General features: G+C 61.8%; 12 protein-coding genes, 1 tRNA gene, 1 pseudogene and 1 riboswitch. Of the genes and pseudogenes, 13 read left to right on the top strand and 1 reads right to left on the bottom strand.

What is annotated here, in order from left to right:
- Positions 1–56: 56 nt before the first annotated feature.
- Positions 57–482, bottom strand: a complete 426-nt coding sequence (locus tag BMY45_RS10495) for a hypothetical protein (RefSeq protein ID WP_092397303.1) — start codon at positions 480–482, stop codon at positions 57–59.
- Positions 483–788: 306 nt separating this feature from the next.
- Positions 789–890: riboswitch (guanidine-I (ykkC/yxkD leader) on the top strand.
- A gap of 60 nt (positions 891–950) precedes the next feature.
- Between BMY45_RS10495 and BMY45_RS10485 the strand changes: the two genes are divergently transcribed.
- From BMY45_RS10485 to BMY45_RS10425, 13 genes and pseudogenes are all read left to right on the top strand, one after another.
- Entirely contained in the window at positions 951–2,018 is a 1,068-nt protein-coding gene (locus BMY45_RS10485) for a putative urea ABC transporter substrate-binding protein (RefSeq protein WP_092397301.1), read from the top strand.
- 15 nt (positions 2,019–2,033) lie between these two features.
- Positions 2,034–2,849, top strand: a complete 816-nt coding sequence (locus tag BMY45_RS10480; protein ID WP_092397299.1) for an ABC transporter permease — start codon at positions 2,034–2,036, stop codon at positions 2,847–2,849.
- Positions 2,846–3,634, top strand: a complete 789-nt coding sequence (locus BMY45_RS10475; RefSeq protein ID WP_092397297.1) for an ABC transporter ATP-binding protein — start codon at positions 2,846–2,848, stop codon at positions 3,632–3,634. The genes BMY45_RS10480 and BMY45_RS10475 overlap by 4 nt, the downstream gene beginning before the upstream one ends.
- 13 nt (positions 3,635–3,647) lie before the next feature.
- Positions 3,648–4,373, top strand: a complete 726-nt coding sequence (locus tag BMY45_RS10470) for an urea amidolyase associated protein UAAP1 (RefSeq protein ID WP_092397295.1) — start codon at positions 3,648–3,650, stop codon at positions 4,371–4,373.
- 11 nt (positions 4,374–4,384) lie between these two features.
- Entirely contained in the window at positions 4,385–5,026 is a 642-nt protein-coding gene (locus BMY45_RS10465) for an urea amidolyase associated protein UAAP2 (protein ID WP_092397293.1), read from the top strand.
- A 302-nt stretch (positions 5,027–5,328) separates the two neighbouring features.
- Positions 5,329–8,958, top strand: a complete 3,630-nt coding sequence (gene uca / locus BMY45_RS10460) for an urea carboxylase (protein ID WP_092397291.1) — start codon at positions 5,329–5,331, stop codon at positions 8,956–8,958.
- Between the two features lie 22 nt (positions 8,959–8,980).
- Positions 8,981–10,765 (top strand): allophanate hydrolase, encoded by a 1,785-nt coding sequence (gene atzF / locus BMY45_RS10455; protein ID WP_092397289.1) that lies wholly within the window; start codon positions 8,981–8,983, stop codon positions 10,763–10,765.
- Between the two features lie 311 nt (positions 10,766–11,076).
- Positions 11,077–11,688: pseudogene (locus BMY45_RS10450) on the top strand (GGDEF domain-containing protein); the annotation flags it as partial.
- On the top strand, positions 11,681–11,899 hold the full coding sequence (locus BMY45_RS10445) for a cysteine-rich CWC family protein (protein ID WP_092397285.1): 219 nt from the start codon (positions 11,681–11,683) through the stop codon (positions 11,897–11,899). The pseudogene BMY45_RS10450 and the gene BMY45_RS10445, both read left to right, overlap by 8 nt.
- 32 nt (positions 11,900–11,931) lie before the next feature.
- The gene (locus tag BMY45_RS10440) at positions 11,932–12,624 is read left to right on the top strand and encodes a pseudouridine synthase (RefSeq protein ID WP_092397283.1); all 693 of its coding nucleotides are present in this window, start codon (positions 11,932–11,934) and stop codon (positions 12,622–12,624) included.
- 309 nt (positions 12,625–12,933) lie between these two features.
- The gene (locus BMY45_RS10435; RefSeq protein ID WP_092397281.1) at positions 12,934–13,818 is read left to right on the top strand and encodes an alpha/beta fold hydrolase; all 885 of its coding nucleotides are present in this window, start codon (positions 12,934–12,936) and stop codon (positions 13,816–13,818) included.
- Positions 13,819–13,980: 162 nt separating this feature from the next.
- Positions 13,981–14,054: transfer RNA gene (locus tag BMY45_RS10430), tRNA-Gly, on the top strand.
- Between the two features lie 532 nt (positions 14,055–14,586).
- Positions 14,587–14,949, top strand: a complete 363-nt coding sequence (locus BMY45_RS10425; protein ID WP_092397279.1) for a DUF6124 family protein — start codon at positions 14,587–14,589, stop codon at positions 14,947–14,949.
- The last annotated feature ends 33 nt before the right edge of the window (positions 14,950–14,982 follow it).

Below are 14,982 nucleotides of genomic sequence, written 5' to 3'. Positions count from 1 at the left end.
TTATGGCAGGCACAAAAAAAGCGGCGCTCAATGCGCCGCTTTTTGCTGCCGATGAATCAGCGGTGGTTACGCCGTCCATCATGATCACCGCGTCCCCGATGATCCCGCCCGCCTCGGCCACGACGGTCGTCATTCCAACCGCCCCGGTTATGGCCGTCCCAGCCGCCCCGGTGTGGATGAGACCGGTATGCCGTACGCGGTGGCGAGTAATGGCGTGGTGCGGGTTGGTAATAACGCGGTGCCGAATAGTAGCGTGGCGCCGGTTGGTAATACCGCGGTGCCGAATAGTAGCGCGGTGCCGATTGGTAATACCGCGGTGCGTAATAGCCACGCGGTGCCGAATAGTAGCTCCCGCCACCGTAATAAACCGGCGCCGGTGAGGTGTAGACCTCGGAACGGTAGTAGCTTGAGCCTCCGTCGTAAGGAACACATGCCGAAAGTGTCAAACCCAGAAACGCAATGAGCAGAAGTCGTCGATACATGGCGGCCTCCTGGACCGCTAATGAGCCACATCAGCGACGCTGGCGGGCGGCAGTCATCTATTGGGTGACTGACGATTAATCTGACAGCGAAATCCGAATCTGGTGCGCCCTGGCAATAAGTTGAAACATGTAGCCCTGTGCCTCATCCCGGTGCGGGCAAGCACCACAACTATGCACAAACCCGCTTGCGACGCCGCGCTCTGCTCGGCCGCCCCTCTCTGCGCCGGGCCTTTACGGCACTTGGCACGGCTCTCGCTTTAACAAACTCCGTGCAGGAGTCATCACAGGTTCGCGGCACCACAATTTGCAATGGCTGACTAGGGTTCCGGCTCGCCTCTGGCGAGTGGCTGGTCCGAGAGTTGGCGACCTCCAGTTGAGGTTACACGGCGGGACAAAAGCCCGGGAGACAAGCCACCGTTCGCGGTGCCGCGTTGCTCCTGTCCGCCCTTGATCAACTGGAGAACCACCATGCTCAAGCTTCGTCTTTGCGCCCTGCTCCTCGCCACGTTCTCGGCCCTCGTGAGCCCCTCGTCCCCTGCCGCACCAAAAGACCATTTCAGCGTCTGCTGGACCATTTACGCCGGTTGGATGCCCTGGGAATACGCCGGCAGCCAAGGCATCGTCGATAAATGGGCGAAAAAATACGGCATCACCATCGATGTCGTGCAGCTCAACGACTATGTCGAATCCATCAATCAATACACCGCCGGTCAGTTCGACGGCTGCACCATGACCAACATGGACGCCCTGACCATTCCCGCCGCCGGTGGCGTGGACAGCACCGCGCTGATCGTCAGCGACTTTTCCAATGGCAACGACGGCATCGTGCTCAAGGGGGACGGCAAGAAAGTCGCTGACCTCAAGGGCATGGATGTCAATTTGGTGGAACTGTCGGTCTCCCATTACCTGCTGGCCCGCGCCCTGGACTCGGTCGGCCTCACCGAAAAAGACCTGAAAGTCGTCAACACCTCCGACGCCGATATCTCCGCGGCCTTCAATACCGACGAGGTCAAGGCCGTCACCACCTGGAACCCGATGCTCTCGGACATCAAGGCCCAGCCCGACGTGAGCGAGGTGTTCAATTCCAGCCAGATCCCCGGCGAGATCATGGACATGATGGTGGTCAACACCCAGACCCTGCAGGACAACCCGGCCCTGGGCAAAGCATTGACCGGCGCCTGGTTTGAAGTGGTGGCGCTGATGAACGCAAAAAACGCCGCCAGCAAGACCGCACTGGAACACATGGCCAAAGCCTCGGGCACTGACCTGGCCGGCTTCCAGTCGCAACTGGACACCACCAAGCTGTTCGCCACCGCCAAGGAGGCCCTGGGCTTCGCCACCAGTGAGCAACTGCCCGCCACCATGCGCAAAGTCGCCGAGTTCTCGTTCCAGCATGGTTTGCTCGGCGAAGGCGCCAAAGACACCGACGCGGTCGGCATGTCGTTTGCCAATGGCGTGACCAGCGGCGACAAGGCCAATCTCAAGCTGCGCTTTGACCCGACCTACGTGCAACTGGCCGCCGACGCCAAGTTGTAAACCGGAGGAGCTGGCATGCGCCTGATCAACCGCTACCCGGATCGCCCCAGTCGCCTGTTGTTGGTGATCCTGCCTTTCGCGCTGGTGCTGTTCGCCTACTTCATGGGCTCGGCCGAACGGTTGACGGACAACCCCAACGACAAGCTGCTGCCCAGTGCGGTGCAAATGGCCGATGCGGTCAAACGCCTGGCCTTCACCGCTGACGTGCGCAGTGGCGACTACCTGCTCTGGCAAGACACCGCGTCGAGCCTGCGCAGACTGGCAATCGGCCTGGGCATCAGTGCCTTGGCCGGCCTGTGCCTGGGCATCGCCGCCGGCACGCTGCCGCTGTTCGGTGCGCCGCTATCGCCTTTACTCACCGTGCTGTCGATGGTGCCGCCACTGGCCATCCTGCCAATCCTGTTCATCGTCTTCGGCCTGGGGGAGTTGTCGAAAGTGATGCTGATCGTCATTGGCATCACTCCGTGCCTGGCCCGGGATCTGGAACAGCGCGCCCGGGAAATCCCGGTCGAATTGCTGATCAAGGCCCAGACCCTCGGCGCCTCGACCTGGACCCTGATGCTACGGGTGGTGCTGCCACAATTGCTGCCGCGCCTGTTGATTTCCCTGCGGCTGATGCTCGGTTCGGCCTGGCTGTTCCTGATCGCCGCTGAAGCGATTGCGTCCACCGATGGGTTGGGGTATCGGATTTTCCTGGTGCGCCGATACCTGGCGATGGATGTGATCTTGCCGTACGTGGTCTGGATCACCCTGCTCGCCTGGCTGATGGACTGGGGCCTCAAGTGTCTGACCCGCCGAGCATTCCCCTGGTATGAGGGGGCGAAGGCATGAGCTTCATCAAGGTCAACAACGTTTGGCAGCAATACGCCGATCAGGTGGTGCTGGAACGCTTGAACCTGAGCGTCGCCGAAGGTGAGTTCTGCACGCTGGTGGGGGCGTCGGGTTGTGGCAAGTCGACCTTTCTACGGCTGCTATTGGGCCAGGAGCGCGCCAGTCGCGGGCAGATTCTGCTGGACGGTGAGCCCCTGGCCGGCGAGCCGGATGCCAGCCGTGGCGTGGTGTTCCAGCGTTACTCAGTGTTCCCGCACCTGACCGTGCTGAACAACGTGGCCCTGGGCCTGGAACTGCCGCGCTCGCCGCTGCTGGGACGCCTGTTTGGCAGCGCCAAACGCCAGGCCCGGGAAGAGGCCGCGCACCTGCTGAACAAGGTCGGCCTCGGCCATGCGCTGGACAAATACCCGGCGCAGTTGTCCGGGGGCATGCAACAGCGGCTGGCCATCGCCCAGGCGCTGATCATGAAACCCCGTGTCCTGCTGCTGGATGAACCCTTCGGTGCCCTCGACCCCGGCATTCGCAAAGACATGCACGCCCTGTTGCTGGAACTGTGGCGCGAAACCCGGTTGACGGTGTTCATGGTTACCCATGATCTGTCCGAAGGTTTCAGCCTCGGCACACGCCTGTTGGTGTTCGACAAGGTTCGCCTCGACCCCCATGCCCCCGGCGCCTATGGCGCACGCATCACCTACGACATTCCACTGAACAGCGACCGCCGCACCGCCCGTGCCGCCGTCGACGCCCTGCCCGCCGAACTGGCCGGCGCATTGCGTATCGCTTGAAAGGAGTTTACCCATGACCGATTCGACCCAACTATTTGCTCCCTTCGCCGAAGAACTGCTGCCCGGTGGCGGCCACCGTTCCTTCGTGCTCAAGCGTGGGCAACTGCTGCGCCTGACCGATCTGCGCGGCGGGGCCAACGTGAGCCTGACGCTGCTCAATGCCAATGAGAAAACCGAGCGCCTGAACCTGCCCGACAGCCTCAAATGCCAACACACCGCCAAACTCACCAGCGGCCATTGCCTGTACTCGGACATGGGCCGGGTGCTGGCGGCAATCACCGCCGACACCTGCGGCTGGAGCGATAGCCTGGGCGGTGTGCTCTGCGCCGAGGAAGTCGCACAAAAATACGGCCAGGGCCGCTATCAGGAACTGCGCAACGGCTTCTTTCGCAACGGCACCGACAACCTGCTGGTGGAGCTGGGCAAATGGGGGTTGGGCCTGTCCGACCTGCTGATGACCCTCAACCTGTTCAGCCGGGTCGATGTCGATGAGGCCGGCAACTTTCACTTCGTTGAAGGCCATTCCAAGGCCGGCGATTACATCGAGCTCTACGCACCGATGGACACCCTGGTGGTGCTGACTGCGCTGCAACACCCGATGGACCCGAACCCGCAATACGCCCCGCAACCGCTCAAGCTCAGTTGGATGAACGCCGAGCCCAGCGTTGCCGAGCACTGCCGCAACTCGCGCCCGGAAAACCAGCGCGGCTTCATCAACACCGACCGCCTGTTCGCCTGAGGATCGCTGCCATGTCACTTGCCATCGCCACCCCACAAAAGCAGCCCGACGCCGCCATCTACCGCGCCACCATTCCCGCCGGGGAACCCTGGCTGGTTGAGGTCAAGGCCGGGCAAACCCTGCGCATCCTCGACCTGGAAGGCAACCAGGCGGTCGATACGCTGTTCTACAGCCTGGCCAACCCCAAGGAACGCTACGACGTGCAGCGCACCCTGCGCCGGCAGAACAGCGTGTACCTGAGCACCGGCAGCGTGCTGTATTCCAACCTCGGCCACCCCATGCTGACCATCGTTGAAGACACCTGCGGGCGCCACGACACCCTCGGTGGTGCCTGCGCCCAGGAAAGCAACACCGTGCGCTACGCCCTGGAAAAACGCTACATGCACAGTTGCCGCGACAACTACCTGCGGGCCTGCGCCCACGACGGTCGCCTGGGCAAGGGCGACATCGGGCCGAACATCAACTTCTTCATGAACGTGCCGGTCACCGCCGACGGCGGCCTGACGTTCGAGGACGGGATTTCGGCGCCCGGCAAATACGTCGATCTGCGGGCCGAGATGGACGTGATCGTCCTGATCTCCAACTGCCCGCAACTGAACAACCCGTGCAACGCCTACAACCCCACGCCAGCGGAGCTTTTGATATGGAACTGAAATTAGCCCGCCTGCGGCGTTGGCTGTTTGTGCTGTGCCAAAGCCGGTCGGGGCAGTGCATTAAATAAACAGATTGTATGAACACCCTCAAACCCTTGTGGGAGCGAGCCTGCTCGCGATAGCGGTCTGTCAGTCACATTGATATTGGATGTGCGGACGTTATCGCGAGCAGGCTCGCTCCCACAGAGGAAATGAGGTGTTTGGAGGTTTCGCCATCGGGGACGACCCCGGCGGCCATCGAAAACTGCGGGACGGCCCGCATCCCAGTTCAGGCAGACATGCATGCCTGAGGGGGTTACGCCATGTTCAAAAAAATCCTCATCGCCAACCGTGGCGCCATCGCCTGCCGGATCCTGCGGACCCTGCGCGAACTGAAGGTCCAAGGCGTCGCGGTGTATTCCCAAGCCGATGCCGCCAGCCTGCATATCCTGCAGGCCGACGAAGCCCACTGCCTGGGCGAAGGCGCGGCGGCCGCTACGTATCTGGCGGTGGACAAGCTTTTGGCAATCGCCAAAAGCAGCGGCGCGACGGCGATCCATCCCGGCTATGGGTTTCTCTCGGAAAACGCCGCTTTCGCGAAGGCCTGCGAGGCCGCCGGCATCGCTTTCATCGGCCCGACGCCAGAGCAACTGCGCGTGTTCGGCCTCAAGCACACCGCCCGCGACCTGGCTCGCCGCCACGGCGTGCCACTGCTCGAAGGCAGCGAACTGCTCGACAGCCTCGACGCCGCGCTGCTGGCCGCCACCGAGGTCGGCTATCCAGTGATGCTCAAAAGCACCGCCGGGGGCGGTGGCATCGGCATGCGTGTCTGTCGCCATGCCGCCGAGTTGAGCGAGTCATTCGAAGCGGTCAAGCGCTTGGGCCAGAACAACTTCAGCGATGCCGGCGTGTTCATCGAGAAGTACATCGAACGCGCCCGACATCTTGAGGTTCAGGTATTCGGCGACGGCCAGGGCCAGGTGATCGCGCTGGGTGTGCGCGACTGCTCGGTGCAGCGGCGCAACCAGAAAGTCATCGAAGAAACCCCCGCGCCCAACCTGCCCGAAGGGATGGCCGCCGAGCTCTGCGCAGCGGCGATCCAACTGGCCCAGGCGGTCAACTACCGCAGCGCCGGCACCGTGGAGTTCGTGTTCGACAGTGACGCCGGACGCTTTTACTTTCTGGAAGTGAACACCCGCCTGCAAGTGGAGCACGGCGTCACCGAACAAGTGTGGAACGTGGACCTGGTGCGCTGGATGGTGCAATTGGCCGCCGGCGAACTGCCTCCATTGAACGAGCTGAGCCAGGGCTTGCACGCCCAGGGCCATGCGATTCAAGCGCGGGTGTATGCCGAAGATCCAGGCCGGGATTTCCAGCCGAGCCCGGGGCTGCTGACGGCTGTGCAATTTCCGCCAGCCGACGGCAAACAACTGCGCATCGACACTTGGGTCGAGGCCGGTTGCCAGATTCCGCCCTACTTCGACCCGATGATTGCCAAAGTCATTCGTTGGGCGCCGACCCGCGAAGAAGCGCGCCTGGGTTTGCATCAAGCACTGAATGAAAGCCTGCTGTACGGCGTGGAAACCAACCGCGACTACCTGCAACAGATTCTCCTCGATGCACCCTTTGCCAGCGGCCAGCCCTGGACGCGCAGCCTGGAGGCGCTGGTCTATCGCGCCAACACCTTTGAAGTGCTCAGCCCCGGGACCCAGACCAGCATTCAGGACTATCCCGGCCGACTCGGTTATTGGGCGGTGGGGGTTCCGCCATCGGGGCCGATGGACAGCCGCTCGCTGCGCCAGGGCAATCGCCTGCTGGGCAATGAAGAAGGCGCTGCGGCGCTGGAAATCACCATGAGCGGGCCGCTGCTGCGTTTCAATTGCAATGCACGGGTGGCCGTGACCGGCGCGGTGATTGCACTGACCCTTGATGGCGAAGCCGTGCCGATGAACACCGCCCTGTCGATTCCTGCCGGCTCCACGCTGGCGATCGGCAGCATTTCCGGCGCCGGGGCGCGCAGTTACTTGTGCCTGCAAGGTGGCGTGCAAGTGCCGGATTACCTGGGCAGCAAAAGCACCTTCACCCTCGGCCAGTTCGGCGGCCATGGCGGCCGGGCCTTGTGTACCGGTGACGTGCTGCACCTGGCGCCGCTGGATCAGCGCGCGACCGTGGCGCACACGAGCGCCCCCACTCTGGAGCTGGCCGACGTGCGGCAGATCCGCGTGATTTACGGCCCGCATGGCGCGCCGGAATACTTCACCGAGCGCTACATCCAGACCTTCTTCGACACGTCCTGGGAAGTGCATTTCAACTCCAGCCGCACCGGTGTGCGCCTGATCGGGCCAAAACCCGAATGGGTGCGCGCCGACGGTGGCGAGGCCGGCCTGCACCCTTCCAATATCCATGACAACCCCTATGCCATCGGCGCCGTGGACTTCACCGGCGACATGCCCGTCATCCTCGGCCCCGATGGCCCGAGCCTGGGTGGCTTCGTCTGCCCGGTGACGGTGATCGAGGCGGATCTTTGGCAACTGGGGCAACTCAAGGCCGGGGACAAGGTGCGGTTTGTGCCGGTGGACCTGAAGACCGCCCGATCACTGACTTTGGAATGGAATCAATGTGGGAGCGAGCCTGCTCGCGATGAAGTGGATGCGGTGTCTGATCTGGCCCCATCGCGAGCAGGCTCGCTCCCACAGGGGGTTGGGTCGCCTGTGGTGTTGGATATCGGCCAGGACGATACCCGGCTGGTGGCGAGATTGGCCGGCGACACGCACCTGTTGCTGGAGATAGGCGCCCCCGAACTGGACCTTGTGCTGCGCTTTCGCGCCCACGCCTTGATGCAGGCTTTGGAGCACAAAAAAATGCACGGCGTGATCGATCTGACGCCGGGCATTCGCTCGCTGCAAGTGCATTACCAACCCGAACAACTGCCGCTGGCCGAGCTACTGCAGATCCTCAGCGGAGAGTGGGACGCGGTGTGCGCCGCGCAGGATCTGCAGGTGCCGTCACGCATCGTGCACTTGCCGCTGTCCTGGGATGATCCGGCCTGCCAGTTGGCCATCGAAAAATACATGACCACGGTGCGCAAGGACGCGCCCTGGTGCCCGAGCAACCTGGAGTTCATCCGGCGCATCAACGACCTGCCCAACCTCGACGAGGTGCAGCGCACGGTGTTCGACGCCAGCTACCTGGTGATGGGCCTCGGCGACGTCTACCTCGGCGCGCCCGTCGCCACGCCACTGGACCCTCGGCATCGGCTGGTGACCACCAAATACAATCCGGCCCGCACCTGGACTGCGGAAAACTCGGTGGGCATCGGCGGCGCGTACATGTGCGTGTACGGCATGGAAGGCCCAGGCGGATATCAGTTCGTCGGGCGCACGTTGCAGATGTGGAATCGTTATCGCGAGGTCGCCGCATTCGACGGCAAACCCTGGCTGCTGCGGTTTTTCGACCAGATCCGCTTCTACCCGGTCAGCGCCGATGAACTGCTGCGCATTCGCCGAGACTTCCCCCTGGGCCGCTTCGACCTGGACATCGAACACAGCCAACTCAACCTTGCCGATTATCAGCGCTTTCTGGCCCAGGAAGCCGACAGCATCGCCGCGTTCCGAGCGCAACAACAAGGCGCCTTCAATGCCGAGCGCGAGCGCTGGATCGCCAGTGGCCAGGCACACTTTGACAGCGAAGAACCGGCACCCGCGCCCAGCGAAGATTCGCTGCTGAGCGAGGATCAGCTCAGCGTCGACAGCCACATCGCCGGCAATCTCTGGCAAGTCCAGGTGGAGGTTGGCGCACGCGTTGCGGTCGGCGATGTGCTGGTGATTCTGGAGTCGATGAAAATGGAAATCCCGGTGCTCGCCCCCGTCTGCGGAGTGGTGCGCCAGATTCGTGTACAGCCCGGCTCGGCGGTGCGCGCCGGACAACGTGTGGTAGTGCTGGAACGTGACTGAACTCAAGCAAAGGATGAATGCCATGAACCTGTCTTTACGCCTGGACGATCTGCGTGACGCCTACCGCAGCGGCGAACTTACACCCCGGAATTTACTGTTGAGCCTGCGGGAAAAAGCTGCGGCGCTGAACCCTGATTTTCACCTGTTCATCCACCTGCTCACGCCCGAGGAACTGGAACCCTACCTCGTCGCACTGGAGGGCCAGGATCTGGAAAACCTGCCGTTGTATGGCGTGCCGTTCGCGATCAAGGACAACATCGACCTGGCTGGCATTCCCACCACGGCCGCCTGCCCGGCATTCAGCTACGTGCCGCAACGTTCGGCCAGCGTTGTCGAGCAGCTACTGGCCTTGGGCGCGATTCCTCTGGGCAAGACCAATCTCGACCAGTTCGCCACTGGGCTCAACGGCACCCGCTCGCCTTACGGGGCCTGTCGCAATAGCGTGCTGCCCGACTATCCGGCTGGTGGGTCAAGCGCCGGTTCATCACTGGCGGTGGCCCTGGGTGTGGCCAGTTTTGCCCTGGGCACCGACACCGCCGGTTCAGGTCGGGTGCCGGCGGCGCTGAACAATCTGCTGGGATTGAAAGCCACCAAGGGTTTGATTTCCACGGCGGGTGTGGTGCCGGCCTGTCGCACACTGGATTGCGTCACGACCTTCACCGCAACGGCGCGGGAAGCCAGTCAGTTACTGGCGCTGACCGCCCGTCTCGACCCACGCGACGAGTACAGCCGCCGCAACCCGCTGTGGAACGACGGCTCCGCGTTCGGCGCGCCGCGACGCTTTCGCTTCGGCGTGCCTCGTGGGCAAGACCTGGCCTTTTTTGGCTGCGACGAAGGTCCACGGCTGTTTCAAGAGGCCATCGAGCGACTTAAGGGCTTGGGCGGCGAAGCGGTGGAACTGGACCTGTCGCCGTTTCTGGAGGCCGCCCGGCTACTGTATGAAGGGCCGTGGGTGGCCGAGCGCTACAGCGTTGCCGGGGAACTGATGGAACGCGAGCCCGACGCCGTATTGCCGGTTATCCGCGCCGTATTGGCGAAAGCGCCGACCGTGGATGGCGTACAAACCTTCCGTGCCCAGTACCGTTTGCAAGCGCTCAAAGCCCAATGCGATCGCGTCATGGAAACGCTCGATTGCGTCCTCACCCCAACCATCGGCCGCCCGGTGACCCTTGCCGAACTGGCCGCCGAACCGGTGCTGCGCAACTCGGAGCTGGGCTACTACACCAACTTCATGAACCTGCTGGACTACGCTGCCGTCGCTGTTCCCAGCGCGTTCATGGCCAACGGCTTGCCCTGGGGCGTGACGCTGTTCGGTCGGGCCTTCACCGATCAATACCTGTTAAGCGTGGCCGATGCCTTGCAGCGCCAACAAGACCCGGCCGTGCCAGCGCCGGCCAACCCGGCTCGCCATGACCGGGCGCGGCTGGTGGTGTGCGGGGCGCATCTGGACGGCTTGGCGCTGAACTGGCAGCTCAGGCAACGCGGTGCGCGCTTGATCGAGGCCACCCACAGCTCAGCCGATTACCGTCTCTACGCACTGGCCGGCGGCCCGCCTCTGCGCCCCGGCATGCTGCGGGTCAGTGAGGGCGGTGTGGCCATTGAGGTAGAGGTGTGGGAGCTGCCGAGCAGCGAACTCGGTTCGTTCCTGAGCGGTATCCCCGCGCCGCTTGGGCTGGGTAAGGTACAACTGGCCGACGGCCGCTGGGAAAGCGGATTCATTTGCGAGCCGTATGGTTTGGCGGGGGCGCAGGACATCAGTCATTTGGGGGGGTGGCGGGCTTATTTACATAGTCTGAAACAGCGGTGATTGTGTGGCGAGGGAGCTTGCTCCCGCTCGGCTGCGAAGCAGACGCTTTTGGGGCCGCCTCGCGGCCCAGCGGGAGCAAGCTCCCTCGCCACGGTCCTACAAACCTGCAAATTCGAATGTCTTTTCCCACAAGGCCACTAAACTGACTTCATTGGGTCTGCGCCAAGGGAATCGCCATGTCGCTCCGTTCGCCGTTGTATTCCCAGCGCAAGCCGCTCCTGGCCGTGGTGGCGCTGCTCGTTACAGGTTTCCTGGCCATTGCGTTGCTGGGCTATTACGCGGCCCATGCCTCGGTACGCGACACCCTCCTCAAGACGCTGTACTTGAACCTGCTGATCGGCGCACTCGTGACGCTGACTGTCCTGGTCATCCTCTATCGCCTGATCGACCGCTACCAACACCGTATCGACGCCCAAGCCACCCTCGACAGCCTGACCGAACTGCCGAACCGGCGCGGCTTCGATCTGCTGGCCGTGCAAGCCCTGCATGAAGCCCAACGTGAACCCAAGCCGCTGGCGGCGCTGTTGCTGGAGCTGGACGAGTTCAAGCGGCTGGGCGCCACCCATGGTCACATCGCCAGCGACCAGTTGTTGACCGGGTTCGCTCGCGACTTGACCGACAGCCTGCGGCATTCGGACATTGTGTGTCGCTGGAGTGGCGAGGCTTTTATTGTGCTGCTCAAGGACACCGACGGGCAGAACGGTCTGAAGATCGCCGAGAAAATTCGTCAACGAATCGAACAACAGCGTTATTTCTGCAGCGGCAAAGAGCTACGAGTCACCGTCAGCATCGGCCTCACCACCTTGCAGGACGAAGACACCTTGCACAGCCTGCTGTCGCGGACCGATCATGCACTGCAACGCGCCCGGCAAACCGGGAACAACCGAACCTGTGTACAGATGCCTCACTCCAGCTATGAATAAACCTGACCTGTGCCCGGCCTGTGGCGCCAGCAATGACTGCACCCTGGCCGGCCCGCGAACCGCCGACCGCGCCTGCTGGTGTTACGGCGTGAGCATCGATCCGGCCGTGCTTGAAGCATTGCCGGCCGAGCTGCGAGACCAGTCCTGCCTGTGCCCGCGCTGTGCCCAGGTATTGGAGCAGTTACAAGCCAAGGAACAGTCGATTGGGTAAGATGCGCGTCCTTTCTCCTCCGCTGCCCACCCATGCGTGTTGATCGTTTTTTAAGCAACCTACCCCGTTTCAATCGCCAGCAGGTCCGCCTGCTACTGGTGGAACGCCGAGTACGGATCGACGGCCAGATCGTCAACGATCCCCATACGCAGGTGCGTGAATTCAGCCGTGTCGAAATTGACGATGAGGTGCTGCAAGGGGGCCGCCCGGCGCGCTACTTCATGCTGCACAAACCGCCCGGTTGCGTCAGCGCCACCCGCGATCCGCAACACCCTACCGTACTGGATCTGCTGGACGAGCCAGACAAGGACGACCTGCACATCGCCGGACGACTGGACTTCAACACCACCGGGCTGATGCTGATCACCAACGACGGCAGTTGGTCACGGCGCCTGACCCAACCGCAAACCAAACTGCCCAAGGTCTATTACGTCGAAACCGAGCAAACCATCACCGCCGAGTATGCCATCACCTTCGCCCACGGCTTGTACTTCGCCTTCGAAGACCTGACGACCCAGCCAGCTGAGCTGACGTTGCTGGGGCCAAGATCGGCGCGACTGAGCATCGTTGAAGGCCGCTATCACCAGGTCAAACGCATGTTCGGCCACTTCAATAACAAGGTGCTGCGCCTGCACCGCGAACGCATGGGCCCGCTGCTGCTGGACGCCGAACTTGAGCCGGGCCAATACCGCGCCCTGAGCCCTGAAGAGATCCAGCTGATCTGATCGTATGACCGCTCGGCAGAAGTGTCGGGCAATTGTCAAACAACACTTGCGCGACAGCCGGTCCGCTGCTTGAATCAAACCGTCGGCCGAAATGTGACCGATGAGTCACCACATACTTCCAAGAAACTTTTTGCCGGCCGGAGCCCTCAGGCTCCTTCTTAACAGTCGACAAACTGCCCGCCTATAACAACACCCGTCGACCAGCTTGCGCGGATCGACATGGGCCTTCTCTTCCAGGCGTATGCCTACCTGTCACATTGCTCGTGCAATCTCATTGCGCGCATACCCGCTTGCCAGGAGTCTTATGACATGAGGCCAGAAATCGCTGTGCTGGATATACAGGGTCAGTATCGGGTTTACACGGAGTTCTATCGCGCAGACGCCGCGCAAAAGACCATTATCCTGGTCAACGGCTCGATGGCCACCACCGCGTCGTTTGCACAGACCGCCAAAAACCTCTACCCGGAATTCAACGTCGTACTGTACGACCAGCCCTACGCGGGCAAGTCCAAGCCCCACAATCGGCATGAGAAAATGCTGACCAAAGAGATCGAAGGCCAGATCCTCCTGGAACTGATCGATCACTTCGCCGCTGAGCATGTGCTGTCTTTTTCCTGGGGCGGCGCCGCCACCCTCACCGCCCTGGCCCAACGTCCACGGCGTATCGAAAAAGCAGTGATCAGCTCATTCTCGCCGGTGCTCAATGCGCCCATGCGCGACTACCTGGAACGCGGTGTCGATTACCTGGGAAGCCGGGACGGCGACCGCGTAGGACATCTGGTCAACAGCACCATCGGCAAGCACCTGCCGCCGCTGTTCAAGCGTTTCAACTATCGCCATGTCAGCAGCCTGGCCGAGCATGAATACGGGCAGATGCACTTCCACATCAGCGATGTGCTCCACAGCGATCGGTTGTGCTACGTCAATGCGGCGAAAAAAATCAACGTGCCGGTGCTGTTCCTGAACGGCGAATGGGACGAATACACCGCCGCCGAAGATGCCAAGGTCTTCGCCAACCACGTGCAGCACAGCAGCTTCAGCACGCTGCAAGCCACCGGGCATTTCCTGGACATGGAACACAAAGCCGCCTGCCGCGACAGCCGTGACGCCTTGCTGGGTTTCCTCAAACCCACCCAGCACGAAAGCCGACCGCGCTACAGCTACGTGCAGGGTTACCATGCACCGGCTATCTGAAACCGAGTCTTCGCGAGCAAGCCCCGCCCTGCGCTTTCAGCAACGGGGTTTGCCCGCGAACGACCGCTCTGGTTTGAGGCTTGCGTAGACGGTTAACTTCGCCGTCCGTAAAGAAAAACTTCAAATCCCTGGCCACATCTGGTACAAAGTCAGCCGCTCTGAGCGGGTGTCGTATAATGGCATTACTCCAGCTTCCCAAGCTGATAACGAGGGTTCGATTCCCTTCACCCGCTCCAATCGAATTCTGGTCTCACGTTGTGTGATTTGACGAGGGATATGCAAAAACCGGCTCTTGGTGGCCGGTTTTTTTTGGTCTGCAGTTTGTGGGGCTCCGCCCTTAAAGCACAGTGCTTGCAGTAATAGCGACCCAAGATGAGAGCGAAGAAAACCCGACCTGTTTAATTATCGTAAACACATCCAACGAAGACACGTTTAAATACATTCCACGTTACGCCCTAGAGGCTACGAGACCTTGCGTCCTTACTTACGCGTGCGTCAGAATCCGCCGGCTTGTGCGCTTTGCCCCCGGCCTCTATCGTTTACCTGCCACTGCCCATCAGTGGTCGGGTTTAGTCGCTCGGTCGGTTTTAGTAAAGTGCATGAGTACCATTCAGTCAGGTCATTCTATTCCTGTACTTGATGGTGGTTGTGCGCAGGGCGCCCTTGGGCGCGCCGGGTTTGCTAATTCCACCGGTCGACTAACCTGCGTACAGCCGCCACCCTCTTTTAGTCGAGAACGGTTGCGGCCCCAACTCTGGAATTAGACATATTTTCAAGGTTACCCCCAACCCCCCGGATATTGATTCGGTACTCTACGGCGACTCTCTCGACCCCGAAAAGTTGAAAGAGGCGGCAGACCGCGCGCTCAAGTACTACCTGAATCCGGGGGCGCCGAAAACGCAGATACGGCCCCGCAAGCCCAGTACGATCTTCACCATCGACGCAGCGGTGGATGACGAAACGTTGCTCGTTGAGGCGTGCGAATCCTTGGCATCCGCCAGCGTGATGGTCAGCGATCTCGCCGACTTGACAGACGGCCCCAGACGGCAAACGATGCTGGTGCTGCAACGGGTCATCATGTTGGGTGAGTTAGCGGTCAATCGAGTACTGGATAACCACAAGCCTGGGTAGTCGCCAGGTAGTGTTGTGGGGTCGCTTGCGCCC

Source organism: Pseudomonas sp. NFACC39-1 (assembly GCF_900110355.1).
Classification (GTDB): Bacteria; Pseudomonadota; Gammaproteobacteria; order Pseudomonadales; family Pseudomonadaceae; genus Aquipseudomonas; species Aquipseudomonas tehranensis.
The sequence above is the reverse complement of the archived record's forward strand: the minus strand, read 5'-3'. Positions and strand labels throughout refer to the sequence as shown.

Excerpts from the sequence above, each read along its gene's own strand:
- BMY45_RS10495 (WP_092397303.1), bottom strand. The coding sequence starts at position 482 with ATGTATCGACGACTTCTGCTCATTGCGTTTCTGGGTTTGACACTTTCG.
- BMY45_RS10485 (WP_092397301.1), top strand. The coding sequence starts at position 951 with ATGCTCAAGCTTCGTCTTTGCGCCCTGCTCCTCGCCACGTTCTCGGCC.
- BMY45_RS10480 (WP_092397299.1), top strand. The coding sequence starts at position 2,034 with ATGCGCCTGATCAACCGCTACCCGGATCGCCCCAGTCGCCTGTTGTTG.
- BMY45_RS10475 (WP_092397297.1), top strand. The coding sequence starts at position 2,846 with ATGAGCTTCATCAAGGTCAACAACGTTTGGCAGCAATACGCCGATCAG.
- BMY45_RS10470 (WP_092397295.1), top strand. The coding sequence starts at position 3,648 with ATGACCGATTCGACCCAACTATTTGCTCCCTTCGCCGAAGAACTGCTG.
- BMY45_RS10465 (WP_092397293.1), top strand. The coding sequence starts at position 4,385 with ATGTCACTTGCCATCGCCACCCCACAAAAGCAGCCCGACGCCGCCATC.
- uca (WP_092397291.1), top strand. The coding sequence starts at position 5,329 with ATGTTCAAAAAAATCCTCATCGCCAACCGTGGCGCCATCGCCTGCCGG.
- atzF (WP_092397289.1), top strand. The coding sequence starts at position 8,981 with ATGAACCTGTCTTTACGCCTGGACGATCTGCGTGACGCCTACCGCAGC.
- BMY45_RS10445 (WP_092397285.1), top strand. The coding sequence starts at position 11,681 with ATGAATAAACCTGACCTGTGCCCGGCCTGTGGCGCCAGCAATGACTGC.
- BMY45_RS10440 (WP_092397283.1), top strand. The coding sequence starts at position 11,932 with ATGCGTGTTGATCGTTTTTTAAGCAACCTACCCCGTTTCAATCGCCAG.
- BMY45_RS10435 (WP_092397281.1), top strand. The coding sequence starts at position 12,934 with ATGAGGCCAGAAATCGCTGTGCTGGATATACAGGGTCAGTATCGGGTT.